The sequence below is a fragment of the Arthrobacter ulcerisalmonis genome (assembly GCF_900609065.1).
Lineage (GTDB): Bacteria > Actinomycetota > Actinomycetes > Actinomycetales > Micrococcaceae > Arthrobacter > Arthrobacter ulcerisalmonis.
In genome coordinates this window covers 19788-44234 of sequence record NZ_UXAU01000040.1, presented here as the reverse complement: position 1 = coordinate 44234, position 24447 = coordinate 19788, and the positions used below count along the sequence as shown (strand labels likewise).

The 24447-nt window shown below is 64.3% G+C and carries 24 protein-coding genes, 1 pseudogene and 1 riboswitch; of the genes and pseudogenes, 7 read left to right on the top strand and 18 right to left on the bottom strand.

Annotated elements, in window-relative coordinates; all coding sequences use genetic code 11:
- The first annotated feature begins 298 nt into the window (after positions 1-298).
- From aceE to PSET11_RS14740, 6 genes are all read left to right on the top strand, one after another.
- Positions 299-3040 carry a pyruvate dehydrogenase (acetyl-transferring), homodimeric type gene (gene aceE / locus PSET11_RS14765; RefSeq protein ID WP_124093095.1) on the top strand — a complete coding sequence of 914 codons (2742 nt, stop codon included), beginning with the start codon at positions 299-301 and terminating at the stop codon, positions 3038-3040.
- A 152-nt stretch (positions 3041-3192) separates the two neighbouring features.
- On the top strand, positions 3193-4437 hold the full coding sequence (locus PSET11_RS14760; protein ID WP_124093094.1) for a PucR family transcriptional regulator: 1245 nt from the start codon (positions 3193-3195) through the stop codon (positions 4435-4437).
- An 88-nt stretch (positions 4438-4525) separates the two neighbouring features.
- Positions 4526-5455 carry an ACP S-malonyltransferase gene (locus PSET11_RS14755; RefSeq protein ID WP_124093093.1) on the top strand — a complete coding sequence of 310 codons (930 nt, stop codon included), beginning with the start codon at positions 4526-4528 and terminating at the stop codon, positions 5453-5455.
- Entirely contained in the window at positions 5452-6513 is a 1062-nt protein-coding gene (locus tag PSET11_RS14750) for a beta-ketoacyl-ACP synthase III (protein ID WP_124093092.1), read from the top strand. The genes PSET11_RS14755 and PSET11_RS14750 overlap by 4 nt, the downstream gene beginning before the upstream one ends.
- Positions 6514-6593: 80 nt before the next feature.
- Positions 6594-6839, top strand: a complete 246-nt coding sequence (locus PSET11_RS14745; protein ID WP_009359314.1) for an acyl carrier protein — start codon at positions 6594-6596, stop codon at positions 6837-6839.
- 162 nt (positions 6840-7001) lie between these two features.
- Entirely contained in the window at positions 7002-8237 is a 1236-nt protein-coding gene (locus tag PSET11_RS14740) for a beta-ketoacyl-[acyl-carrier-protein] synthase family protein (protein WP_124093091.1), read from the top strand.
- Between the two features lie 172 nt (positions 8238-8409).
- On the opposite strand, the gene PSET11_RS14735 is transcribed toward PSET11_RS14740, so the two are convergent.
- The 17 genes and pseudogenes from PSET11_RS14735 to PSET11_RS14655 form a co-directional block, all read right to left on the bottom strand.
- On the bottom strand, positions 8410-8913 hold the full coding sequence (locus PSET11_RS14735) for a DUF3145 domain-containing protein (protein ID WP_124093090.1): 504 nt from the start codon (positions 8911-8913) through the stop codon (positions 8410-8412).
- 240 nt (positions 8914-9153) lie between these two features.
- On the bottom strand, positions 9154-10065 hold the full coding sequence (locus tag PSET11_RS14730; protein WP_124093164.1) for a tyrosine recombinase XerC: 912 nt from the start codon (positions 10063-10065) through the stop codon (positions 9154-9156).
- 79 nt (positions 10066-10144) lie between these two features.
- On the bottom strand, positions 10145-11344 hold the full coding sequence (gene dprA / locus PSET11_RS14725; protein ID WP_124093089.1) for a DNA-processing protein DprA: 1200 nt from the start codon (positions 11342-11344) through the stop codon (positions 10145-10147).
- A complete protein-coding gene (locus tag PSET11_RS14720; RefSeq protein WP_124093088.1) occupies positions 11341-12885 on the bottom strand; it encodes a YifB family Mg chelatase-like AAA ATPase in 1545 nt (514 codons plus the stop codon). Before PSET11_RS14720 ends, dprA begins: the two co-directional genes overlap by 4 nt.
- Positions 12885-13241, bottom strand: a complete 357-nt coding sequence (locus tag PSET11_RS14715) for a YraN family protein (RefSeq protein ID WP_124093087.1) — start codon at positions 13239-13241, stop codon at positions 12885-12887. Before PSET11_RS14715 ends, PSET11_RS14720 begins: the two co-directional genes overlap by 1 nt.
- Before the next feature lie 104 nt (positions 13242-13345).
- On the bottom strand, positions 13346-13672 hold the full coding sequence (locus PSET11_RS14710; RefSeq protein WP_124093086.1) for a DUF2469 domain-containing protein: 327 nt from the start codon (positions 13670-13672) through the stop codon (positions 13346-13348).
- Between the two features lie 30 nt (positions 13673-13702).
- On the bottom strand, positions 13703-14476 hold the full coding sequence (locus PSET11_RS14705) for a ribonuclease HII (protein ID WP_124093085.1): 774 nt from the start codon (positions 14474-14476) through the stop codon (positions 13703-13705).
- A gap of 2 nt (positions 14477-14478) precedes the next feature.
- The gene (gene lepB, locus PSET11_RS14700; protein WP_124093084.1) at positions 14479-15282 is read right to left on the bottom strand and encodes a signal peptidase I; all 804 of its coding nucleotides are present in this window, start codon (positions 15280-15282) and stop codon (positions 14479-14481) included.
- Complete coding sequence (gene lepB / locus PSET11_RS14695; RefSeq protein WP_124093083.1) at positions 15283-15960, bottom strand: signal peptidase I; 678 nt, start codon at positions 15958-15960, stop codon at positions 15283-15285.
- A gap of 85 nt (positions 15961-16045) precedes the next feature.
- Positions 16046-16405: a 50S ribosomal protein L19 gene (gene rplS / locus PSET11_RS14690; RefSeq protein ID WP_124093082.1), complete on the bottom strand. Its 360-nt coding sequence runs from the start codon at positions 16403-16405 to the stop codon at positions 16046-16048.
- Positions 16406-16631: 226 nt separating this feature from the next.
- A complete protein-coding gene (gene trmD, locus PSET11_RS14685; RefSeq protein WP_124093081.1) occupies positions 16632-17426 on the bottom strand; it encodes a tRNA (guanosine(37)-N1)-methyltransferase TrmD in 795 nt (264 codons plus the stop codon).
- Entirely contained in the window at positions 17427-17975 is a 549-nt protein-coding gene (gene rimM, locus PSET11_RS14680) for a ribosome maturation factor RimM (protein WP_124093080.1), read from the bottom strand.
- A gap of 103 nt (positions 17976-18078) precedes the next feature.
- Positions 18079-18321, bottom strand: coding sequence for an RNA-binding protein (locus tag PSET11_RS14675; RefSeq protein WP_124093079.1), 243 nt, complete (start codon positions 18319-18321; stop codon positions 18079-18081).
- A gap of 1 nt (position 18322) precedes the next feature.
- Entirely contained in the window at positions 18323-18736 is a 414-nt protein-coding gene (gene rpsP, locus PSET11_RS14670) for a 30S ribosomal protein S16 (RefSeq protein ID WP_124093078.1), read from the bottom strand.
- A gap of 210 nt (positions 18737-18946) precedes the next feature.
- On the bottom strand, positions 18947-19387 hold the full coding sequence (locus PSET11_RS14665; RefSeq protein ID WP_203415993.1) for a hypothetical protein: 441 nt from the start codon (positions 19385-19387) through the stop codon (positions 18947-18949).
- Positions 19388-19491: 104 nt separating this feature from the next.
- A complete protein-coding gene (locus tag PSET11_RS14660) occupies positions 19492-20367 on the bottom strand; it encodes a VOC family protein (protein ID WP_124093076.1) in 876 nt (291 codons plus the stop codon).
- An 88-nt stretch (positions 20368-20455) separates the two neighbouring features.
- A pseudogene (locus PSET11_RS14655) lies at positions 20456-21471 on the bottom strand (amidohydrolase family protein).
- A gap of 116 nt (positions 21472-21587) precedes the next feature.
- A riboswitch (TPP riboswitch) is annotated at positions 21588-21695 on the top strand.
- Positions 21696-21743: 48 nt separating this feature from the next.
- Between PSET11_RS14655 and thiC the strand changes: the two are divergent.
- Entirely contained in the window at positions 21744-23519 is a 1776-nt protein-coding gene (gene thiC, locus PSET11_RS14650; protein WP_238989184.1) for a phosphomethylpyrimidine synthase ThiC, read from the top strand.
- Positions 23520-23557: 38 nt separating this feature from the next.
- Here the strand turns inward: thiC and PSET11_RS14645 are convergent, their stop codons facing one another.
- Complete coding sequence (locus PSET11_RS14645) at positions 23558-24289, bottom strand: alpha/beta fold hydrolase (protein WP_124093074.1); 732 nt, start codon at positions 24287-24289, stop codon at positions 23558-23560.
- Positions 24290-24447: the final 158 nt, after the last annotated feature.

Below are 24447 nucleotides of genomic sequence, written 5' to 3'. Positions count from 1 at the left end.
GGACATCCCGCTGCGCAGCGGCTCTTGGTCACAACTCCAGTATGACGGCGAAATACAACCGGGGCACTTCCGGCACGGCTACGCATCGCACAGCGGTGACGGCTAGAGTGGCTGGTGATAACTATGCCTGCCCGGAAACAACCATGTATTTTCGGGCAGATATGGAAGCTCTAGGACCCTGCCCGGCACACATGACCGGGCTGTTGTAACCGAATACGTCGCATCTGGCGTATGTACGCTGGGCAGTCACCCTGCCTGGCCTGAGTGCGCGAATAATGCGCGCAAAGAGAGGTTGGACGTGGCTGCAGGAGAAGATACCTCCCATATCCTCAGCGGGTTGACTAACCAGCTGCCTGATCGTGATCCGGAAGAGACCGCCGAGTGGGTTGAGTCCCTGGATTCGTTGATCAGGGAACAAGGCACGGAGCGTGCCCAATACATCATGCGGAGTTTGCTGCAGCGTGCTGGTGCGCAGTCCGTGGGTGTCCCGATGGTCACCACCACTGACTATGTGAACACCATCCCGGTGGATCAGGAAGCCCCGTTCCCGGGGAACGAGGACTACGAACGCCGCTACCGGGCGTACATGCGGTGGAACGCCGCGGTCATGGTCCACCGGGCCCAACGGCCCGCGATTGGTGTCGGCGGGCACATCTCGACCTACGCCGGGGCCGCGACCCTGTACGAGGTCGGGTTCAACCACTTCTTCCGCGGTAAAGACCACCCCGGCGGCGGGGACCAGGTCTTCTTCCAAGGCCACGCCTCCCCGGGCATGTACGCGAGGGCGTTCATGGAAGGGCGCCTGTCCGAGGAGGACCTTGACGGGTTCCGGCAGGAAAAGTCCCGTGAGGGCCACGCCCTGTCTTCCTACCCGCACCCGCGGTTGATGCCGAACTTCTGGGAATTCCCCACCGTGTCCATGGGTATTGGCCCGATGAACGCGATCTACCAGGCCCAATCCAACCGGTACCTCACCAACCGGGGCCTCAAAGACACCACCGACCAGCAGGTCTGGGCGTTCCTCGGCGACGGGGAAATGGACGAACCCGAATCCCGGGGCCTGCTGCAACTGGCCGCGAACGAGAACCTCGACAACCTCAACTTCGTGGTCAACTGCAACCTCCAACGCCTCGACGGTCCCGTACGCGGCAACGGCAAAATCATGCAGGAACTCGAAGCGTTCTTCCGCGGCGCGGGCTGGAACGTCATCAAAGTCGTCTGGGGCAGGGAATGGGACGACCTCCTCACCCAAGACACCAACGGCTCGCTCGTGAACATCATGAACGAAACCCCCGACGGTGACTACCAAACCTACAAAGCCGAATCCGGCGGGTTCGTCCGCGAACACTTCTTCGGGAAAGACCCCGCGACCAAGGAACTCGTCGCTGACCTCACCGATGACCAGATCTGGAACCTCAAACGCGGCGGCCATGACTACCGCAAGGTCTACGCCGCGTACAAAGCAGCCACCGAATTCAAGGGCAAACCCACCGTCATCCTCGCCAAAACCGTCAAAGGCTACGGACTCGGACCCCACTTCGAAGGCCGCAACGCCACCCACCAAATGAAAAAACTCACCCTCGATGACCTGAAGAAATTCCGGGATCACCTCCGGATCCCCGTCACCGACGCTGAGCTCGAAAAAGACCCGTACCAGCCCCCGTACTACCACCCCGGTATGGACTCCCCGGAAATCGCCTACATGATGGAACGCCGCCAAGCCCTCGGCGGCGCCGTTCCCGAACGCCGGCACACGCACGCGGAAATCACCTTGCCCGAGGAGAAGTCCTACGAAGTCGCCAAGCGCGGGTCGGGGAAGCAGCAGGCCGCGACGACCATGGCGTTCGTCCGGCTCCTCAAAGACCTCATCCGCGATAAAAACTTCGGCCACCGGATCGTCCCGATCGTCCCCGACGAATCCCGGACCTTCGGCATGGACGCGTTCTTCCCCACCGCAAAAATCTACAACCCCAAAGGCCAGAACTACCTCTCCGTAGACCGCGACCTCGTCCTGGCCTACAAAGAATCCGCCCAAGGCCAACTCATCCACCCCGGCATCAACGAAGCCGGCGCCGTCGCAGCCTTCACCGCCGCCGGCACCGCCTACGCCACCCACGGCCAACCCCTCATCCCGGTCTACGTCTTCTACTCCATGTTCGGCTTCCAACGCACCGGCGACGCCTTCTGGGCAGCAGCAGACCAAATGACCCGAGGCTTCATCATCGGCGCCACCGCAGGACGAACCACCCTCACCGGCGAAGGACTCCAACACGCCGACGGCCACTCCCCCCTCCTCGCCGCGACCAACCCCGCCGTCATCACCTACGACCCCGCCTACGGCTACGAAATGGGCCACATCATCCGCGACGGCATCGAACGGATGTACGGACCCGGCACCGGCGACCGGAACCTGATGTACTACCTCACCGTCTACAACGAACCCATCACCCAACCCAAAGAACCCGACAACCTCGACGTTGAAGGCGTCCTCAAAGGCATCTACCGCGTCAACGAATCCACCACCACCGGACCCAAAACCCAGATCCTCGCCTCCGGCGTCTCCGTCCCCTGGGCCCTCGAAGCACAACGCCTCCTCGCCGAAGACTGGAACGTCTCCGCCGACGTCTGGTCCGTGACCTCCTGGAACGAACTCCGCCGCGACGGCCTCGCCGCCGAAGAACACGCGTTCCTGAACCCCAACGAACCAACACGGGTCCCCTTCGTCACCCAACAACTCGCCAACGCCGAAGGCCCCATCGTCGCCGTCACCGACTACATGAAGGCCATCCCGGACCAGATCCGCCAGTTCCTCCCGAACGAGTTCGCCTCGCTCGGCGCGGACGGCTTCGGATTCTCCGACACCCGCCAAGCAGCACGCCGCTACTTCAAAAACGACACCCACTCCATCGTCGTCAAAACCCTCCAACTCCTCGCCAAGGAAGGAAAAATCGACGCCCAGGCACCAGCCCAGGCCATCGAAAAGTACAACCTCCACGACGTCAACGCCGGCACCACCGGCGGCGCAGGCGGCGACGCATAGTCTCCCCGGCGTCACTGAGCAGCAACCATACGGCGGCTCCCTCCGAAAGGCGGGGGCCGCCGTCGTACGTCCTGCGGGTGTGATGCGCGCCAAGGCGTGTTGTAGCCTTCGCACAAATGGAGCTTGCGGTGGGCTCGCCGTATGCTCAAGGGATGCCAGCACCAACTACCGGACCTGCAAAGCGAAAACCCGCCCAGCCCAAGGTCACCCCGGAGAAGTCCGAAACCCTGAAGCGCCTGCGGGCGAATGTGGGGCAATTATCGACCACCACGTTGCGGCAGTTGGAGAAGTCACTGCCCTGGTATGGGCGGCTCAGCTCGGATGAGCGCTCAGCGCTGGGCATGGTGGCGCAGAACGGCATTGCCGCGTTCGTGACCTGGTACGAACGGCCCAGTTCGCCGTCGTGGATTCTGACCGATGTGTTTGGGACGGCCCCTACGGAACTGACCCGTTCCATCAGTCTGCAGAAGGCGCTGCAGCTCATCAGAATCGTTGTTGAAGTGGTTGAGGAGCAGGTTCCCGTCATTGCGCACGAGGCCGATCAGCCGTCGCTGCGGGAGGCGGTTCTGCGTTATTCGCGTGAGGTCGCCTTCGCTGCCGCGGATGTTTATGCCCGTGCCGCTGAATCGCGGGGCTCCTGGGACACCCGGCTGGAGGCGCTCATTGTTGACGCTATCCTTCGCGGCGAGAACACTGATGCGTTGCGTTCCCGGATCGCTGCCTTGGGGTGGAAGGCGCAGGAGCGGTTCACGGTAATGGTGGGTAATTCCCCGTCCGAACCGAGCGCCAGTTACGTCAGTGAACTGCGACGGATCGCTGGCCGCTACGCGGAGGATGCGCTCGTGGGGATTCAGGGCGATCGATTGATCCTGATCCTCGGTGGGGTCCAGGACCGCGAAACCGCCTACTTGAAGCTCAGTGAAATGTTCGCCCCAGGGCCTGTGGTCTATGGTCCGGAGGCGAGCTCCCTGCTGGAAGCCAGCAGCTCGGCCCAGTCAGCATTCGCCGGCCTGACTGCGGCACGCGCCTGGCCCGCAGCGCCGCGGCCGGTGGCAGCAGATGACCTCCTCCCGGAGCGGGTCATCTCCGGTGATGACGCCGCCCGCCGTTCACTGGTCAAGAACATCTACCGCCCCCTGGTGGCTGCCTCCAACGGGCTGGTGGAGACGTTGGGAACGTACCTGGAACTGGGGCATTCGCTGGAGGCAACGGCCAGGGAACTCTTTGTCCACGCCAATACGGTGCGGTATCGGCTCAAGCGTGTGTGTGATGTCACCGGCTGGGATCCGCTACTCCCCCGGGAGGCCTTTGTGTTGCAGGCTGCCTTGGTGGTGGGCCGGCTTGCGGCCCCGCCGCGCGCCGCAACAGAGCGGCATTCGTCCCGCAATCAAGTCTGAGCCATTGTAGACTTCCTACAATCTGAACCCGTGAGCTTGGTGTGGAAAAACACCGTTCATTCCCACTGTCATTTGGAAAGCTGGATACGTGCTTGCAATAGTTTGCCCTGGACAGGGCTCGCAAACCCCGGGGTTCCTCGCTCCGTGGCTGGAACTGCCGTCAGTAGCTGACCATTTGGCTACCCTGAGCGACATCGCCAAGATCGATCTGGTGGCCCATGGCACCACGTCCGATGAGGAAACCATCAAGGACACCGCGGTGGCGCAGCCACTGATCGTTGCCGCTGGCTTGGTCACGGCCGCCTCACTCTTCGATGTTGAACTCAGCACTCTCCCGGTCATCCTGGCTGGCCACTCTGTTGGCGAGATTACCGCGTCCGCTTTGGCGGGCCTGCTGACGGAGCAGGAAGCCATGACGTTCGTCCGCGAACGTGCCAACAGCATGGCCGCTGCGGCCGCAGTGACTCCCACCGGCATGAGCGCGGTGGTTGGCGGGGACCCGGCAGAGGTTTTGGCTGCGATTGAAGCCTCCGGCGCTACCGCTGCCAACGTCAATGGCGCAGGCCAGACCGTCGCGGCCGGGACGTTCGAACAGCTGAAGTCCCTCGCCGATAACCCGCCCGCCAAGGCCAGGGTCATCGCCTTGAAGGTTGCAGGCGCTTTCCACACCAGCCACATGGCTCCCGCCGTCACGGCCCTGGAGGCCCTGGCACCGCAGCTTTCGCCACAGGCCCCCAAGGTTCCACTGCTCTCGAATTTCGACGGCGGCGAGGTCACCAACGGTGGCAAGGGCGTGTCCAGCCTCATTGCCCAGGTTTCGCGCCCGGTCCGGTGGGACCTCTGCATGGAGTCCCTGGTGCAGCGCGGCGTCACCGGCGTGATCGAACTGGCCCCTGCGGGAACCTTGGCTGGATTGGCCAAGCGCGGCATGCCCGGCGTGAAGACTGTCGCCGTGAAAACTCCAGATGACCTGACCACTGCCTTGGCACTCTTCGCAGAATTGGAGGGCAACGCATGAGCGTTCCAACCTTGAAACAAGCGCCGGTCAACCAGTACAGCCGGATCCTCGGCCTGGGTGCTTTCCGCCCCGACATCATCGTCACCAACGAGGACGTGTGCCAGTGGATCGACTCCTCGGATGAGTGGATCCGCCAACGCACCGGCATCGTCACCAGGCACCGGGCGGCAGCCGACGTCAGCGTGATCGACATGGCGGAAGGCGCGGCCCGCGAAGCGATGGAAAAGGCTGGCATTGACGCCAGCGAACTCGGCGCCGTGATTGTCTCCACCGTCACGCACCCCTACGCAACGCCGTCCGCAGCGGCCAGCCTGGCTGACCGGATCGGGGCCACCCCGGCACCCGCGTTCGACATTTCTGCTGCCTGCGCCGGCTACTGCTACGGCATCGCCCAGGGTGACGCCCTGGTGCGCTCCGGAGCGGCGAAGTATGTCCTGGTGGTCGGTGCAGAGAAACTCTCTGATGTGATCGACAACCGGGAACGCACCATCTCGTTCCTGCTCGGCGACGGTGCCGGCGCCGTCGTGATCGGCCCCTCGGATACCCCGGGCATCTCCCCTTCCGTGTGGGGCTCAGACGGCAGCAAATGGGACGCCATCGGCATGACCCGGTCGCTGCTGGATGTCCGCGACCTGGGCATGGCAGCCCGCCAGTCCGACTCCACCGGCGACATGGCCCTGCTCGAAGACGCCCAGGAGCTCTACCCCACACTCCGCCAGGACGGTCAGACGGTCTTCCGTTGGGCCGTCTGGGAGATGGCCAAGATGGCACAGCAGGCCCTTGAGGAAGCTGGCATCCAGGCCGAGGACCTGGTGGCGTTCATTCCGCACCAGGCCAACATGCGCATCATCGACGAGATGGTCAAAAAGCTGAAGCTGCCGGAGACGGTTACAGTGGCACGGGACATTGCAGACGCGGGCAACACCTCCGCTGCGTCCATCCCACTGGCAACTCACCGGTTGCTGCAGGAAAACCCGGAGCTCAGTGGCGGGCTTGCCCTCCAGATTGGCTTCGGCGCAGGCTTGGTCTTCGGTGCCCAAGTCATCGTTCTTCCCTGACAACGCCCCACCAAGGTCGCACCCGCGGCCTGCCCCCTGACCGGCACCACCTGCCGGCAACACAAGAAAAGGAGCCATCAATGGCTAGCAACGAAGAGATCCTGGCCGGCTTGGCTGAAATCGTCAACGAAGAAACCGGCCTTGCCCCCGAGGCAGTCGAGCTGGACAAGTCCTTCACCGAGGACCTGGACATCGACTCCATCTCGATGATGACCATTGTGGTCAACGCTGAAGAGAAGTTCGGCGTCCGCATCCCCGACGAAGAAGTCAAGAACCTCAAGACCGTTGGCGACGCCGTCAGCTTCATCGCCGGCGCACAGGCCTAGGTTTTACCAGCGCCGGTTCCTGGCGCGGAAGGCTGCCGGTCTGCATTGCCGGACCGGCAGCCTTCGTTTTTCCGGCCACCCTGGATGCCAGGGTAGGCCGACAACCATTACGCGGGATCCTCGAGAGCATCATGCGGATTCCCACCGACAGAGAGTGATCCCATGACACGCAAAGTAGTCATTACCGGCCTGGGTGCCACCACACCCATCGGCGGGGATGTACCCACAATGTGGAACAACGCGCTCAAGGGTGTCTCTGGTGCCCGGACCTTGGAAGACGACTGGGTTGAGCAGTACGAGCTCCCCGTAAAGTTTGCTGCCCGCTGCAGCACCCCCGCCCTGGACGTTTTGAGCCGGGTGGAAGCCAAGCGGATGGACCCGTCCACACAGTTCGGTGTGGTCGCGGCCCGCGAGGCCTGGGCCGATTCCGGCATTATCGAATTCGATAAGGACCGCCTGGCCGTTGCGTTCGCCACGGGCATTGGTGGTGTGTGGACCCTGCTGGATGCGTGGGACACGCTGAAGGCCAAGGGACCCCGCCGGGTTCTGCCCATGACCGTTCCCATGCTGATGCCCAACGGTGTGGCCGCTGCTGTCAGCCTGGACCTGGGTGCCCGCGCCGGTGCTCACACCCCGGTTTCTGCCTGCGCCTCAGGCACCGAAGCACTGCACCTGGGTTTGGAGCTCATTCGTTCCGGCAAAGCTGATGTGGTGATGTGCGGTGGCGCTGAAGCCGCTATCCACCCGATGCCCATGGCTGCCTTTGCCTCCATGCAGGCACTGTCCCGCCGCAACGACGACCCGCAGGGCGCTTCCCGCCCCTACGACATTTCCCGCGACGGCTTCGTCATGGGCGAAGGCGCTGGCGCGTTGGTCCTCGAAGCAGAGGAGCACGCGCTGGCTCGCGGCGCGCGGATCTACGCCGAGCTCGCCGGCACCTCGGTCACAGCCGATGCTTACCACATCACTGCACCGGATCCCGAGGGTCTGGGTGCCACCCGCGCACTGAAGGCGGCCATGTTTGATGGCCGGATCCAGGCCGAAGATGTGGTCCACGTTAATGCGCACGCCACGTCCACGCCCGTTGGCGACAAGCCCGAGTACACGGCGTTGCACGCGGCGTTGGGCAAGCACGTGGACAACGTGGCTGTCTCGGCCACCAAATCGCAGATGGGCCACCTGTTGGGCGCGTCAGGTGCGGTGGAGGCTGTCCTCACCGTCCTTGCGGTCTACGAGCGTAAGACGCCCGTCACCATCAACCTGGAAAACCAGGATCCCGCTATTCCGCTGGATGTGGTCACCAGTGCCCGCGATCTGCCCGGGGGCAGCATCGTGGCGCTGAGCAACTCGTTTGGCTTCGGCGGCCACAATGCCGTGATCGCCATCCGCAGCATCTAACGTCCGTTTGGTCGTTGCGTAAAAAGTGGGCCCCGCCGGTTGGCGGGGCCCACTTTTGCTTTGCGGAGGTGCTGGTTGTTGCCGGCGGCGGCGTTTTGTTTCAGGAGGATACGTTCGCCGGCTGCAGTCTTGGGTTACCAGTCACCGATTGCGTCAGTGACGGTCGACGGCGTCAGCCCACCTGGTGCAGCCAGCGAACCGGCGCGCCCTCGGCAGCGTGCCTGAAGGGGTCGAGCTCTTCGTCCCAAGCCTCGCCCAGGGCGAGGGAGAGTTCGTGATACACAGCTGCCGGATCGCCAGCACCCGATTCGTAGGCGTAGCGGATGCGATCCTCAGAGACCATGATGTTGCCGTGAACGTCGGTGGCGGCATGGAAGATGCCCAGCTCCGGCGTGTGCGACCAACGGCCACCATCGACACCTTGGCTGGCCTCTTCGGTCACTTCGTAGCGGAGGTGGGCCCAGCCACGGAGGGATGACGCCAAGGTGGAACCGGTACCTTGCGGGCCGGCCCACGAGAGCTCGGCGCGGAACATTCCGGGCGCGGCTGGCTGTGCTGTCCACTCCAGATCGGTGCGCTGATCCACGACGGAGCCAACGGCCCACTCTACGTGTGGGCAGAGTGCCGTGGGGGCAGAGTGGATAAACAAGACACCGCGGGTCATTACAACAGACATTCCATCCTCCATGGCTTTAGGTACGTCTTCCCCAACGACCTCTGCCTGGATGGATGCGCTGCATTAATGCGTGGTGGCTCTATCCTGCTCATCTATTCAGCTGTGGTGCACAAACACGTCCGGTGTAACTGGCTGAAAGTTCAACCAGCACTTGAATGTTCCCGGACGTGATTCTCATTGTGCCGTACACCGCAGAATTACGCCAGTGCGATTCGCAGACTGACAGCTGGCTTATTGCTCCTAGGCGCGGGGGTGCGCCTGCTGGTAGCTCTTCCGTAGGCGGTCTACCGAGACGTGGGTGTAGATCTGAGTGGTGGCCAGGCTGCTGTGGCCGAGAATTTCCTGCACTGCGCGAAGGTCTGCTCCACCGTCCAAAAGGTGGGTTGCCGCCGTGTGGCGCAGGGCGTGCGGTCCGGAGGCGGAGGTATCTCCCAACGCTTCAAACAGTTTGTTGACCAATGAGCGCACTTGCCGTTGGTCTACCCTGCCGCCGCGGAGGCCCAAGAACAAGGCGGGTCCGCTGGAACTGCCGACAACCTTAGGCCTTCCGCGGCGGAGCCAGTCATCCACGGCGAGGGCAGCGGGCACGCCGTAGGGAACAGTCCGTTCCTTGTCGCCTTTGCCGATGACGCGCAGGGTGCGCCGATCGGGGTCGAAGTCGTCGATGTCCAAACCCGTCAGCTCGCCAACGCGAATTCCTGTGGCGTAGAGGACTTCTACGATGGCCCGGTCCCGCACCGCCATGGGACCACCGTCAACGGCCGCCTCCGCGAGGCCCGTCATGAGCCGGTTCACCTGGGCTGACTGGAGGACCCCCGGCAGGGACCGATCGCGTTTGGGCGCTTTGAGGCGCAGCGCGGGATCTGTCTCTAGGCGTTCCTCGCGGAGCGCCCAGGAGGTGAAGACCCGGGCAGTGGCGGATCGCCGGGCAAGCGTGGCCCGAGCTACCCCGGCCTGGCTTTGTGCGCCCAGCCAGCGACGGAATGTCCCCAACTCCAGGTCCTGGAGCGTCGACGCTCCTTCCTGGGCTGCGTGGTCGAAGAAGCTGGCAAGGTCCCCAAGGTAGGCACGCTGGGTATGGGCCGAGTGCGCCCGCTCACCAGCAAGGTAGGCCGCAAACGCGTCGAGCGGTTCAGCTAAGCCGCGGGGCAGGGCCGCCGGTACGGGTGCAGGTGATTCCACGTTTCTACTCTCTCAAATGGCTACGACATGCCTGCTCAGACACGCAGCTTCATGGCCCTGTCTTTCCGCGTTTCCAGGCGCCGCGTTCCGAGACGGCAAGTCCCAGCAGGCCCAGTCGTCCAAGGCCCGCGCGAACGGAATCCACGCTGAGTCCTGCCACTACCCCGAGTTTTTCCACCGAGGTACTGGACCGCAGCGGCAAGGCGTCGAGGAGGATTAGGTCTTCGAGGGTGAGCCCGTCCTGCACTTGGGCGGTTTCTGGCTTGGCGTCCGGCAGGGCCTGGCCGCTGGGAGACGCCAGTTCAGCAACTTCCGCAGCTTCCGTGACGCAGACAGCACCGCCATCGCGGAGCAGCCGGTGGCAGCCGGCGGAGTTGGCGCTGTGGACAGATCCCGGAACAGCACCCACCGCCCGCCCCAGAGCCTCTGCATGATGTGCCGTGTTTAAAGCCCCAGACCGCCATCGCGCCTCCACCACCACTGTCACCGCTGCCAACGCCGCGATGAGACGATTTCGCTGCAGGAATCGATACCGGGTGGGCGCGGAGCCCGGCGGAACTTCGGCCAGGACCGCGCCACGGTTAGCCACCCCGCGAAGCAGGTCCTCGTTGCCTGACGGATAGAAGCGGTCTACTCCCCCGGCCATCACAGCAATGGTGGGGACCGAATCAGTGGCGCCGGCCAACGCGGCTCGATGCGCATGGGCATCAATCCCATACGCACCTCCAGAGACCACCGTGAAGCCCCGCTGCGCCAATGAGTAGGCCATGTCCCCGGTAACGGATGCACCGTAACTGGTGCTGTCCCGCGATCCCACCAACGCAATTGACCGGTCCATCGGCGGCAGCGGTTGTTCCTCGCCGCGCCACCACAGGCACAACGGCTCTTGGAGACCCAGGTCTGCCAGCTGTTCCGGCCACAGCGGATCAGAGGGAATAATCACCCTGCCGCCCAGCCGTGCCATGCTGGCAAGGTCCCGTTCTGGCGCCAGGTCCGGCGTCCTGGGCAGCCACCGCTTGAGCGCCGCCGACAAGCCCGACCAACTGGAGGACGGTCCACTGGCGGCCAACAGACCCGTCATCTCGCGTTCCAGCTCCGGCCCAGCCGCCAGTTCGCCAGTGGCGATCCGCAGGGCGTCGACTGCGCCAGCGATCTGCACCAGCGCCAGGCCCGCGGCATCCTGGGGCTCCATCAACCGGGACAGCGCGGCACGGGCGATGCGTTCGTCTTGGACACCCGTGGCCATCATGCTGCCACCGCCGCAGCCTGGCGTAATCCGAGAGCCTGGCCAATGTCGTTGCCGTCCGGCACGTCTCGCAGGCCTAAGTCTGCGAGCGTCCAAGCCAACCGCAGCACCCGGTCGTAGCCGCGGGCCGTCAGAATACCGCGTTCCAGTGAGTGGTCGAGGATCCGCGTGGCGGCAGGTGCCAGGCGGAGGTCGCCGCGCAGAATCCGGCCAGGCACCTGTGAATTGGTCTCCAGCCCGAAGAGGGCCAGCCGTTCACGCTGGCGGACCCGGGCGGCAAGGACCCGCAATGCTATCGGCTTGGTAGCCTCTTCGGCCCCTGCTTGGCCAAACTCGGCGAGGGACACCCGATCCACCTGGAGTTGGATATCAACTCGATCCAGCAGTGGCCCGGACAGCCTGGACAGGTAACGCCGCCGGGCCATTGGCGTGCAGGTGCAGTCGAGGCCTTTGCCGCTCGCCTTCCCGCACGGACACGGGTTGGCTGCCAGGACCAGCTGGAACCGGGCCGGATAGGCAGCAGTGCCGGCGGATCGATGAATGACCAGTTCACCGCTCTCCAGGGGTTGCCGGAGTGCGTCAAGGACCCTACTCTCATATTCCGGCGCCTCGTCAAGGAACAGAACGCCCCGGTGAGCGCGGGACGCAGCCCCGGGACGCGGTACCCCGGATCCACCGCCGATGATGGCTGCCGCGGTCGCTGAGTGGTGCGGGTTCTCGAAGGGTGGCCGCCGCAACAACTGCGCCGCCGAACTGGGCAGCCCGCACAACGAATGGATGGCCGTGACTTCCATGGCTTCCTGGTCTGCCAAGTCGGGCAACAGCCCCGGCAACCGCTCTGCCAGCATGGTCTTACCCGCCCCTGGCGGGCCGGTCAGCAGTAGGTGGTGGGCGCCCGCGGCCGCCACCTCGAGGGCCCGCCTGGCTTCGCCTTGGCCCGAAACGTCTGCCATGTCGGGAGCTACCCGGGGCTCAGCCCGAGCATCCGAGGGTTCTTCTGGATCGTCAGGCTCGAAATCCAACGCCAACTTCTCCGGTTTGGCGCCGAAGTCGAGGACCAGGCGCGCCAAGGTCCGGTAGCCGTGCACGTTGGCGCCAGGCACCAGAGCCGCCTCAGCGTAGTTGGCCTGCGCCACCACAATGTCCGGGTAGCCAGCCTGCACCGCAGCCATCACAGAAGGAAGGATGCCACGGACCGGACGCAACCTGCCATCAAGGCCCAACTCCGCGATGAAGACCGTCTTTCCGGAGGCTTTGACGTCGTTGGCGGCCCGAAGCACCGCCATGGTCACGGCCAAGTCAAACCCTGAACCGCGCTTGGGTAACGAGGCCGGGATCAGGTTTGCCGTGATCTTACGGTGGCTCAGGGGGATACCGGAATTCTTGGCAGCGGATCTGATGCGCTCTTTAGCCTCGTTGAGAGACGCGTCTGGCAAGCCGAGAATAATGAACGCCGGCAGGGTCTGGCCGATGTCGGCTTCTACCTCCACGAGGTAGCCGTTCAGCCCCACCAGGGCGATGGAGTAGGTGCGACCGAGGGCCATCACCCCACCCCTTTGAGGTGTTCCACGACGGGTGAGCCGCCGCCGTCGTCCAGCACGGCAATAACATCCACCCGGCGCAACGGCACCCGCACTTCCCGGTCCCGGCACCACGCCGACCCCAGCCGATGCAACCGGGCCAGCTTGTCCGGGCCCACCGCCTCAAATGGATGCCCGTAATCCAGGGACCGCCGCGTCTTCACCTCCGCGATGACCAGCGCGTCCCCATCCAGGGCAACAATATCTATCTCACCGTCAGGACAGCGCCAGTTCCGCTCCAGCACCAACATCCCCAGGGATTCCAGGTAACCGGCAGCAAGCACCTCGCCCCGGCGACCCAACACATCTTTGGCCTTCATGGTCCACCTCCACCACCAGCCTGAAGGACCTCAGGCCGGAAAGGAGGACAGAAAAATCCTATGTGGACTACCAGGGATGTGGAGGAACAGTGTCCACCAAAACGCTAGTTCCCCAGGTCAACATCCTTGGGCAAGGCCAGCTCCTCATTGCGCGGAAGTTCTTCCACGTTGACGTCCTTGAACGTCAGGACACGGACACTCTTCACGAACCGGGCAGAGCGGTAAACGTCCCACACCCAGGCATCCTGCAAGGTCAGGTCGAAGTACACTTCACCGTCGGAGCTGCGCGCCTGCAGGTCCACGTGGTTGGCCAGGTAGAAACGCCGTTCGGTCTCGACAACGTAACTGAACAGACTGACAACATCGCGGTATTCACGGTAGAGCTGCAGCTCCATGTCAGTTTCATAGTTTTCAAGATCCTCGGCACTCATGCTTCCATCTTGCACCATCTGTGCGCCCGGTTATGCCGAGGCGTCACCGGCGTCCTGCAATTCGCCGCCCAGCAGCCGCCAGCTGACTCGGTGGTACCTGGACGGCCCGGCCGTTCGGATGGCATCGCGGTGGCTTGCCGTGGCGTAACCCTTGTTGACGTCCCAGCCGTAGTCCGGAATCTGCGCGTGCAGCTCCCGCATGGCCTGGTCCCGCTCCACCTTGGCAATGACGCTCGCGGCGGCCACGCTGAGGCACTGCATGTCAGCCTTGATCTTGGTGAACACCGGAGCTTCACAGGCCAGGTCGAGCACCGGCGTGTCAAAGAGCGAGTCCTGGGCCGCGGGCGAGAGCCAGTTGTGGCTACCGTCCAGGAGCACCATGTCAGGCGTCACGCCCGAACCCAGTACCGTGTGCCAGGCCCGGGTCCCGGCCAGCCGGAGCGCAGCGATAATGCCCACCGCGTCGATTTCGGCAGCCGTGGCATGCCCGACGGCGGACGCCACACTCCAGCGCCGCACCAACGGTTCGAGCCGCTCACGTTCGCTCACGCTCAGCAACTTGCTGTCCTTCACCCCGGGCAGCGAACGTTGCCGTTCCAGGTCCACGACGGCGATACCCACGCTCACAGGACCAGCGAGGGCCCCGCGGCCTACCTCGTCCACCCCCGCAAGGTAGCGGACGCCTTGGGCTTTGAAGGTGCGCTCAAACCGCAGGGTAGGAGCTTTGGACCGGACGGGTGCCTTTGACCGGACTGCCTTCGCCCGAGACGCAGCAACAGCCTGCGGTGCGGATAGATCGGCCATGGCTAGGGCGCTGGAACGTCCCGGAACACGTCCGGATAATTATCGAGGGCCTTGATGCGATTGAGCGGCCAGGCAATGACAGCGGCCTTGCCTTCGAGGTCCGCGATGTCGATGAATCCACCGTCAGTGTCCTGGTGGGCCCGCGAGTCGGCAGAGTGGTTGCGGTTGTCACCCATGACCCAGATCTTGCCTTGCGGAACCACCACGTCGAAGTCGCGCACCACCGGAATTTCGGCAGGGTTGATGTACGCCTCATCGATGGGGGTGCCGTTGATGGTCAGTTTTCCGCCAGCGTCGCAGCACACCACGTGGTCACCTGGCAGGCCGATGAGGCGCTTGACCAAGTGCTGCTCTGAATTGTCCGGCAGGAGACCAACGAACGTGAGGCTGTCCTGCACCCAGGAAAATGGGCCCGCTGCTTCCTCGGGGGCTGCTGGCAGCCAGCCCTTGGTGTCGCGGAACACCACCACGTCTCCCCTGTTCAGGCCGAACGGCTCAGGGACCAGGAGGTTGACGAAGATCCGGTCATCCACTTCCAGGGTTTCCACCATGGAGGGGGACGGGATGAAGAAGGCCCGGAACAGGAACGTCTTGATCAGGAAGGACAAAACGACCGCGATGGCCACCACCGTGGCCACTTCCTTGAGCCAGGTCAGGACTGAGCTGCCGCCGGACTTTGCCGAATCGGCGGCCTTGGCCGCGGCTCTGCTGCTGGGCGGTGTCGCTCCGGTTCCCTGCCCGCCGTCGTGGTCTTCCGATGCGCCGTCGGGGCGCGGCTCGAACGGCCCCGCGTTGTTCTCGGGCATCTATTGTCCGTTCTCTGGTGTGGTTCCGACCGAAGGCGGACGAGCTACTGCTGCAAATCTATCAAGTGGCCAAACGATCTGGATCGGTCGGCCGATAACCCGGTCCAGCGGTACCATTCCGCCCCCCGGGGCGCCCAGGAGGCTTCTGGAGTCAGCCGAGACGGACCGATGGTCCCCCATCAGCCACAGCCTGCCAGCAGGAACGGTCGAATTGAATTTCTGCGTACTGGGAACGTCCCCGGGGTAGAGGTACGGCTCATCAAGGGGCACTCCGTTGACGGTCACCTTCCCGGCGGCGTCACAACACACCACGGTATCCCCAGGCAGCCCAATCACCCGTTTGACGTAGGTGGTGTCGCTGCCGGTCAGCCCCAGCCACTGGGTGAGGCCTGCAACAGCGTCGACGGCGGCACCCTTGCCGCTGTTCAACGGCGCAAATGTTCCCCGGCCGTCAAACACCACAATGTCACCGCGCTGGATCGGCTCACTCTGGAACGACGTCCGGGACACCAGGATGCGATCGCCGCCTTCCAGACCGGGTTCCATGGACTCGGAGGGAATGAAGTACACATCCACCCAGAGGGAACGAACCAGGCCACTGATCAGGACCGCAAGGACCAGTGCCAGCAACACAAAACGCCAGCCCCTGGTACGGGACTGGCGTTTTGTGTGGTCCATAGTCAATATCCTGAGCGCTGGTGCGACGAGGCTCCGGCGCTGGCCGAATACGGCTGTGGCCCGGCCTTGCAGGTCCGGAAGGGACTTACTTGGCGGTGTTGAAGTCGCGCTTTTCCTTGATCTTTGCAGCCTTACCGCGCAGTGCGCGCATGTAGTAAAGCTTGGCGCGGCGAACGTCACCCTTGGTGACAACCTCAATCTTGTCGATGATCGGGGAGTGTACCGGGAAGGTACGCTCCACGCCGACGCCGAAGGAGACCTTGCGGACCGTGAAGGTCTCGCGGACGCCGTCACCCTGGCGGCCCAGGACGAAGCCCTGGAATACCTGGACGCGGGAGTTCTTGCCTTCGATGATGTTGACGTGCACCTTGAGGTTATCGCCTGCGCGGAACGCGGGGATGTCAGTGCGCAGCGAAGCTGCATCGACGGAGTCGAGAATATGCATGATTGCACTCCTGGTGAACGCCACAGGTCATTCACTTTGGGTCACGGCGGCTAAGCCCGGGCGCAAGTGCACACCGGAAATGACCGCCGAAAGGTAAGTGGTTCTAGCCCTCGGCAATGCTTGTCGAGGCCAGTTGTCTTGGCTGTTGGTAACGCTCCCCCTGTGGCAGGCGCGAACCCAGTAGACACAAGGACCAATTTTGCCACAGCTGGCCGGGTTGAGCCAATCAGGCGTCGTCGCGGCGCACCAGCTGGCCATCCACGACGTCGTACCCCAGGTGATGGAGTTCGGTGCGGTCCGCGCGGGGCAGCGAGCCGGCGTCGAAGCCGGCGAGCAGATCGGGACGGCGATCCGCTGTCCTCGCGTATTGCTGATGGCGGCGCCACTGGGCGATTTTGCCGTGGTTGCCACTCAGCAGGACGGGCGGCACCTCCCGGTCACGCCAGGATGCAGGCTTGGTGTAGACGGGGTACTCCAGCAACCCATCAGAGTGCGATTCCTCGACCAGTGACTCGGGGTTGCCTACCACACCTGGCAGCAACCGGCCCACAGCCTCGACCATGGCAAGCACCGCCACCTCGCCGCCGTTAAGGACGTAGTCGCCCAAGCTGACAGGGCGGACCGTGAAGTGTTCCTGAGCCCACTCGATGACCCGTTCGTCGATTCCCTCATACCGGCCGCACGCGAAGGCCAAGTGCTTCTCCTCGGCCAACTCATAGGCCAGGGCCTGGTTGAAGCGCTCCCCCGCGGGCGAGGGCACGATCAGGACCGGCTTGCCGCCGTCGTCCGGGTGCAGTTCCGCCACCACGGTGAGTGCCTGCGCCCACGGTTCGGCCTTCATGACCATCCCCGCCCCACCGCCGTAGGGAGTGTCGTCCACAGACCGGTGCTTGTCAGTGGTGAACGTCCGCAGGTCGTGGACATTCAAGTCCAGGAGCCCATCCTGACGGGCCTTGCCAATCAGCGAGAGTTCCAGCGGCGCCAGATACTCGGGAAAAATACTGACGACGTCGATGCGCATCTAGGCGGTGCCTTCCGGGCTTTCGGGGGTCTCGGCGTCGTCGGCGTTGACTTCGAAGAGCCCGGCAGGGGGCGTGACAAGGATGTAGCCACCCTCAACGTTGACCTCTGGAACAATCTGCTCCACGAACGGCACCAGGATCTCAGTACCTTCCGGGGTGGTCACCATCAGCAGGTCCTGCACTGGCATGGTGTTCAACGCCGCGATCTTGCCCACCACGTGGCCACCCACGCGAACTTCCAGGCCCACGAGTTCGTGCTCGTACCAGCCTTCGTCATCGTCTTCGGCCAGCTCATCAGTTTCGACGAAGAGCTTGGCGCCGCGGATGGTCTCAGCCTGGTTGCGGTCCACGATTTCGTCGAAAGCAAGCAGCAGGATGTCCTTGTTCCAGCGTGCGCTGATGACTGTCAGCGGACCGGCCGAGGCGGGTTCCACCACGAACTCGGTTCCCGGGACAAAGCGGTCACCAGGAGCGTCGGTCAGGACCTGGACCGTGACTTCCCCGCGAATGCCGTGGGGTTTGCCGATACGCGCCACCTGAAGCTGCATGAGTTCCTCTGTTCCGGAGTTGAAAACTTGGTTGGGGTAAAAAGCACTCCGGCCCCTCCACCAGTGGTGGAGGGGCCGGAGCTAAAGCTGAAGTGCGAGGCGATCAGCGGCGGCGGTCGGTGTCGACGACGTCGACACGCACCGGCTCACCGTCTGCCAGGGCGGCCACCACGGTGCGCAGTGCGCGGGCCGTGCGGCCTTGACGGCCAATCACCCTGCCAAGGTCTTCCTGATGAACGCGTACCTCGAGGGTGTCCCCGCGGCGGTTGTTCTTCGAGCTGACCTTGACATCGTCCGGGGAATCAACGATTCCGCGGACCAGGTGTTCGAGCGCGTCTGCCAGCAACTTACTCGGCCTCGGTGGTCTCTGCTTCGGCCGGAGCGTCTGCGTCAGCCTTGGCTGCCTTCTTGGTGATGGCTTCCGGGATGATCACGGACTTCTTCTCGGGTACAACGAAGGGAACCTTCGGAGCTTTGGTCTTCAGGGTGCCTTCCTGACCCGGCAGGCCCTTGAACTTCTGCCAGTCACCGGTGATCTTGAGGATGGCAGCAACCTGCTCGGACGGCTGTGCGCCGACGGAGAGCCAGTACTGTGCACGCTCAGAGTCGACCTCGATGTACGAAGGCTCTTCGGTGGGGTGGTACTTGCCGATTTCTTCGATGGCGCGGCCATCACGCTTGGTGCGTGAATCGGCGACGACGATGCGGTAGTACGGTGCGCGCATTTTGCCAAAGCGCTTAAGGCGAATCTTTACGGCCACTTTTGTGGTCACTCCTGTGTCAGAAATGGGGCGAACCTACGTTCTGCACCCGTGGGGCGGGCCATACTTGAAGGTTCAAAGGACAGGATCCGGACGCGGAGAGAGGGGCCACGCGGATCGAGTACCTGTCTATTGTGCCAGATCAACGCCTGGATTTCGACTCGACACTCGTGCGCCGCGCCACAGCCCGCCCGGACTGCGACGGGACGCTCAGGCTGACCAGACGTACAGTCCGGTCCGGTCGGCGTCGTCCACGGCGCCTGCGAGAGCCGCCATCTGCTGCACCAACACGGTGGCCTGATCGGCGCCGAAGGGCATCTCGTCCTGGCCGGCCCACTGCTGGGCAACGTCCTCAAGCACGTTACCGTCGCCTTCGACCTCATAGGTGAGCAGGTCAGCCAGTGCGCGGACCATTGCGGAGGGCACGGCCAACAGCGAATCGCTGGCAACGTCCACCAGGGTCAGCTCGTAGTCAGCGCCGCCGGCGTGGACGGCAGTTCCGGCGAGGTCACCGAGCTGTTCCACCTCAAAATCGGTGATCTCGGGGATTCGTACTGACTGTGCGGCAGCAGCTTGGCCGCCGGCATCCAAGACGGTGGCGCGCTTGAGCGCCGCGTCATGGGTGGCCACAAAAATCTCGGTGAAGCCCATGGGAAATGCCCTCATTCTCTTTGGCGGTACGGCCCGCCGGGGTGTCCTGCCACGCCCCCGGCTCGTTCAAAATCAGCCTAGTACACACCGGCGGAGGACGCCGCTCAGGCCACCGCCACCCGGATGCTGTTGCGCCACGGGTCATCGAACCGCAGCTCCAGTCCGGTGTGGTGAGCGGCAACGCTGGCGACGTTCAGGCGGTCGGCGAGAGCGCCGACGTCGTCCACTGACGGCACCTGGATCAGCACTTCCCCCAGGCCGAGCGTGTCCTTGCGGGGGCCAGCACCGCGACTATTCCAGACGTTCATGGCCATGTGATGGTGATAGCCACCTGCGGAGACGAAGAGCGCTTGGCCGTGCCAGCCAGCCGTTTTCTCGAAGCCCAGAACGCCAACGTAGAAGTCGTGGGCGGCTTGGACCTCACCCACCTGGAGGTGCACGTGGCCAATGCCGGCGCTCGTTCCGAGCTGGTCGCTGACGGCTTGTTCGGTGAGGTGCTGCTCCAGGTAGCGCTGGGGCGGCAGGGCCAGACTGTCCATGACCACGTCGGTACCGTTCCACGACCAATTGCTGCGCGGCCGGTCCCAGTAGAGTTCAATCCCGTTGCCTTCGGGATCGTTGAAGTAGAACGCCTCACTCACCAGGTGATCTGCGCTGCCGGTGAAATAGCGGGGTTCCACCTGGGCGGCGGACAGGACCGTCGCCGCTAGCGCCGCCTGGTCCTCGAAAAGGAGGGCCGTATGGAAGAGCCCCGCCTCTCCCCGCCCGGGGAGGGTCAAGCCAGGTGCGGGGGCCAGGTGCACCACGGGTTGCTGCCGCCGACCCAGGTAGAGCCCACCATCCTGTTCCGCCACCACGTCGAGCCCCAGGGCGCGCTGGTAGTAGTCCGTCATCACCTTCATGTCACCCACCTTCAGCATCACCGCGCCCATGGCGAGGTCGGCTGGCAGGAGGTCCTGGCTATGGTTGGCGGTGGTCATTACATACTCCCTGAGATCCGGGCCTTCGGGGTGTGGCGGCCTTCTACCGTATCAAGTACTTGAAGCTTCAATTTATTCCGCTCGCTGCTCAGCGTATGACAGTCCCTGCCAGCACCACATGTGCCAGCCGGGTGATGGTCTCCGGCACCAGCCGGGGATCTTCGGCACAGACCACGACGTCGGCCCGCTCCCCCTCGCGCAGCCCGCCTGCTCCCAGCCATTCCCGGGCAGCCCAGGTTGCCGCGTCCAGGCGGCGGTGATCGGCAGCCCCGCGGCGTGGAGGGCCAGGATCTCCTCGGCGATGCGGCCGTGCCGGATGACGCTGCCCGCATCAGTGCCAGCGAAAATCTGCACGCCGGCGTCGAACGCGGCCCGGACCCGTTCGGTGCGGCCTTCCCAGAGCGACCGCATGTGCGCCGCATACCGCGGAAACTTCGCTTCGGCGGCCGCAGCGATTTCCGGGAATGTGGCGATATTGATGAGCGTCGGCACAATCGGCACGCCCTGCTCCACGAAACGCGGCAGGTGCCGGGACTGCAGCCCGGTGGCGTGCTCAATGCAGTCGATGTCAGCGTCCAGCATCTGGTCCAATGTCTCGGTGGCGAAGCAGTGCGCCGTGACCCGGGCGCCCTCGTCGTGGGCCGCAGCGATGGCATCGCGGACGACGGCGGCAGGAAAGGAAGGCGCCAGGTCGCCGGCGTCCCGGTCAATCCAGTCGCCCACGAGTTTGACCCAACCGTCGCCGTCGCGCGCCTGCTGCCGGACCGTGTCCACGAGTTGGTCTGGCTCCACCTCGGCGGCAAAACCCCGAAGGTACCGGCGGGTGTCAAGGGGCGAGCCAGCGTCGCGGACCAGAAGGGTGCCGGCGTCCCGGTCGGTCCGGGCCTGGGACTCGGCTTCGTCCTGGCTCACCGCACCGCTAGGTCCCAGGCCGAGGTGGCAATGCGCGTCCACGAACCCGGGCATCACCCAGCCCGGCAGCACCTGCGCCGCATCCTCCACCGGTTTGGTGAAGGTCAAGACGCCGTCCACCGACCACAGTCCATGCCGAATTGTTTCCGGCCCGGTCAGGATCGGGCCGGAAAACTCGACAACATGCCTCACGCTGGCTGCTTCCGGCCAAAGTTGGCAGGTCGGGTGCCCGATTCGATCTCCATCACGCCTGCAGGCTAGCACCGAGGCCACGCCAGCAGTCACCACCGGCAGGTGTGGTAGCTTCTTGGAGACCACACGGGTGCCCCTGCAAGGGCTGAGATCGGGCTGACGCAGCCTGCGACCGTCGAACCTGTCCGGGTAATGCCGGCGAAGGAAGTGAGTATTCGGTGACTACATCAGAAGCCCCATTCAGCTCTGCCCAAAAACCGTCCAGCACAGCAGTGCCGGACGACAACCCTGCAACCCGTTCGCTGGCCTCCCACTCGCTGGCCTACGTTGAAGATGCGGCGGCGGGGATCCGGGTGGCCGTGACGGAAATCGCATTGGAGCCCTCCCCTGGCGGCGCCGTCAACGCACCGTTCAGGACGTACCGCACTGCTGGGCCAGGCAGCGACCCCGTGCGTGGGCTGCCAGCGCTGCGGACGGAATGGATTACGGCTCGCCAGGACACCGAAGAATACGGCGGACGGGAGCGGAACCTGCACGACGACGGCAGGTCGGCCGTCCGCCGCGGAGCAGCGTCTGCTGAGTGGAAGGGCAAACAGCCGTCGCCCCGCCGCGCCGTCGGCCGCCATACCGTGACGCAGATGCACTACGCCCGGCAGGGCACCATCACTCCCGAAATGCGATTCGTGGCCCTGCGCGAGAACTGCGACGTGGAGCTGGTGCGTTCCGAAGTTGCTGCCGGACGGGCGATCATTCCAGCAAACATCAACCATCCTGAATCCGAACCGATGATCATTGGCAAAGCCTTCCTGGTCAAAATCAATGCCAACATCGGCAATTCCGCGGTGACCAGTTCCATCGCCGACGAGGTGGACAAGCTGCAGTGGGCCACGCAGTGGGGCGCGGATACCGTCATGGACCTGTCCACCGGAGACGACATCCACACCACGCGCGAATGGATCATCCGCAACTCGCCCGTACCGATCGGCACCGTCCCCATCTACCAGGCGCTCGAGAAGGTCAACGGTGAGGCCAACGCGCTGACCTGGGAGATATTCCGTGACACGGTGATCGAACAGTGCGAACAGGGTGTGGACTACATGACCATCCACGCCGGAGTGTTGCTGCGCTACGTGCCGTTGACCGCCAATCGGGTGACGGGCATCGTTTCCCGTGGCGGCTCCATCATGGCCGGGTGGTGCCTGTCCCACCGCCAGGAGAACTTCCTCTACACACATTTCGACGAGCTGTGCGAAATTTTTGCCCGATACGACGTGGCCTTTTCGCTCGGTGACGGCCTCCGCCCGGGCGCCACGGCTGACGCCAATGATGCGGCACAGTTCGCAGAGTTGGACACCCTTGCCGAACTGACACAGAGAGCCTGGGAATTCGATGTCCAGGTAATGGTGGAGGGCCCGGGCCACATCCCCTTCCACCTGGTGCGGGAAAATGTGGAACGTCAGCAGCAACTGTGCAAGGGCGCCCCGTTCTACACGCTGGGCCCGCTCGTGACGGACATTGCGCCTGGGTATGATCACATCACCTCGGCCATCGGCGCCACGGAAATTGCTCGTTACGGCACCGCCATGCTGTGTTACGTCACGCCGAAGGAGCACCTGGGCCTGCCGAACCGTGACGACGTGAAGACCGGTGTGATCACCTACAAGATCGCCGCGCATGCCGCAGACCTGGCGAAAGGCCATCCTGGTGCCAACGAACGGGATGACGCGCTATCAAAGGCACGGTTCGAGTTCCGTTGGCGGGACCAATTCGCCCTGTCGCTGGACCCCGTCACGGCCGAAGCCTTCCATGACGAGACCTTGCCGGCGGAACCGGCAAAGACCGCGCATTTCTGCTCCATGTGCGGGCCCAAGTTCTGCTCCATGCGCATCAGCCAAGACATCAGGGACGAATACGGCTCGGCAGCGGCGCAGGCAACAGTGGTTGAGGTGGCGACACGCGAGGCTGGGATGCGGGCGAAGAGCGACGAGTTCCTGGCCTCGGGCGGGAAGGTCTATCTACCCGAACCTGCGGTGCCGCCTTTGCGCTAGGCGCCCCCGCGGCTCGGCAGCTACCACGGGTGGGAGTTCTAGGAAGCCTTGGCCTGCCGGCCGCTGACACCGCTGATGAAGTTGCGAATGGCGCGATCGCCCTCTGCAGAATCCTGGGGCCGGTGCCCGCCCGCTGTGGTGCAATGTTGGGCGCCGGTTTCCCGGAGGTACCCCGCAATTTCTTCGTAGAGCGGCTCCCAACCACCCGTCAGGACAAAGGTAGGAACACCGGGCACAATGTGCAGCGGCGCTTCCCAGGCGGGTGCTTGCAGGCGGAGGCGTTTGGCGGACCGCTTGGCTTCGGCAGTGGCAGGTTCCTGCAGGTCGGTGGCGTATACCCGGCGGACGAACTCGCGCTGGAAGTCGTCGTCGCTGAGTTGGTGCCGCGCGTCAAAGAGAGGTTGCATCATGGCGATGTGCGCCGCAGTAGCGGGCAGCCCTGCGGTCAGCGACAGACACGCAGGCTCCACCAGGGTGAGGGAAAGCACCAGATCCGGGCGTTCGACGGCGGCCATCATGGCCGCAACGGCCCCTTGCGCATGGGCCACAACATGACCGCCCAAGGTGCCTCGGCCGTCGTCGGCCAGCGCTGCCAGGATGATCTTGGTGTCCTCGGCAAAGGACGCCTCGACGGGTTCCGCGGTGGGATCGTAGCCGTGGCGGCGGAGGAACAAGGCATCGTAGGCGAGTGCCATACCGTGCTGGCGAGGCCAGGCGGCGGCGCCGAAGTTGCCTGCGCCGTGGACGAACACTACGCGTTGGTTGACCATGCTCCCACCCTATGCGACTCCCCCGACATCCCAACTGAGTAGCGGGGGGGGGGGGGGGGGGGGGGGGGGGGGGGGGGGGGGGGGGGGGGGGGGGGGGGGGGGGGGGGGGGGGGGGCACCCAACCGGACAAGGCGAAACGGACGGGGAGGTTGAGGGGT

What these genes read in the sequence shown, in the direction of transcription:
- PSET11_RS14760 (WP_124093094.1), top strand. Translation starts at nt 3,193, where the DNA reads ATGCCAGCACCAACTACCGGACCTGCAAAGCGAAAACCCGCCCAGCCC.
- PSET11_RS14750 (WP_124093092.1), top strand. Translation starts at nt 5,452, where the DNA reads ATGAGCGTTCCAACCTTGAAACAAGCGCCGGTCAACCAGTACAGCCGG.
- PSET11_RS14745 (WP_009359314.1), top strand. Translation starts at nt 6,594, where the DNA reads ATGGCTAGCAACGAAGAGATCCTGGCCGGCTTGGCTGAAATCGTCAAC.
- PSET11_RS14740 (WP_124093091.1), top strand. Translation starts at nt 7,002, where the DNA reads ATGACACGCAAAGTAGTCATTACCGGCCTGGGTGCCACCACACCCATC.
- PSET11_RS14735 (WP_124093090.1), bottom strand. Translation starts at nt 8,913, where the DNA reads ATGTCTGTTGTAATGACCCGCGGTGTCTTGTTTATCCACTCTGCCCCC.
- dprA (WP_124093089.1), bottom strand. Translation starts at nt 11,344, where the DNA reads ATGATGGCCACGGGTGTCCAAGACGAACGCATCGCCCGTGCCGCGCTG.
- PSET11_RS14720 (WP_124093088.1), bottom strand. Translation starts at nt 12,885, where the DNA reads ATGGCCCTCGGTCGCACCTACTCCATCGCCCTGGTGGGGCTGAACGGC.
- PSET11_RS14715 (WP_124093087.1), bottom strand. Translation starts at nt 13,241, where the DNA reads ATGAAGGCCAAAGATGTGTTGGGTCGCCGGGGCGAGGTGCTTGCTGCC.
- PSET11_RS14710 (WP_124093086.1), bottom strand. Translation starts at nt 13,672, where the DNA reads ATGAGTGCCGAGGATCTTGAAAACTATGAAACTGACATGGAGCTGCAG.
- PSET11_RS14705 (WP_124093085.1), bottom strand. Translation starts at nt 14,476, where the DNA reads ATGGCCGATCTATCCGCACCGCAGGCTGTTGCTGCGTCTCGGGCGAAG.
- lepB (WP_124093084.1), bottom strand. Translation starts at nt 15,282, where the DNA reads ATGCCCGAGAACAACGCGGGGCCGTTCGAGCCGCGCCCCGACGGCGCA.
- lepB (WP_124093083.1), bottom strand. Translation starts at nt 15,960, where the DNA reads ATGGACCACACAAAACGCCAGTCCCGTACCAGGGGCTGGCGTTTTGTG.
- rplS (WP_124093082.1), bottom strand. Translation starts at nt 16,405, where the DNA reads ATGCATATTCTCGACTCCGTCGATGCAGCTTCGCTGCGCACTGACATC.
- trmD (WP_124093081.1), bottom strand. Translation starts at nt 17,426, where the DNA reads ATGCGCATCGACGTCGTCAGTATTTTTCCCGAGTATCTGGCGCCGCTG.
- rimM (WP_124093080.1), bottom strand. Translation starts at nt 17,975, where the DNA reads ATGCAGCTTCAGGTGGCGCGTATCGGCAAACCCCACGGCATTCGCGGG.
- PSET11_RS14665 (WP_203415993.1), bottom strand. Translation starts at nt 19,387, where the DNA reads ATGGGCTTCACCGAGATTTTTGTGGCCACCCATGACGCGGCGCTCAAG.
- PSET11_RS14660 (WP_124093076.1), bottom strand. Translation starts at nt 20,367, where the DNA reads ATGACCACCGCCAACCATAGCCAGGACCTCCTGCCAGCCGACCTCGCC.
- PSET11_RS14645 (WP_124093074.1), bottom strand. Translation starts at nt 24,289, where the DNA reads ATGGTCAACCAACGCGTAGTGTTCGTCCACGGCGCAGGCAACTTCGGC.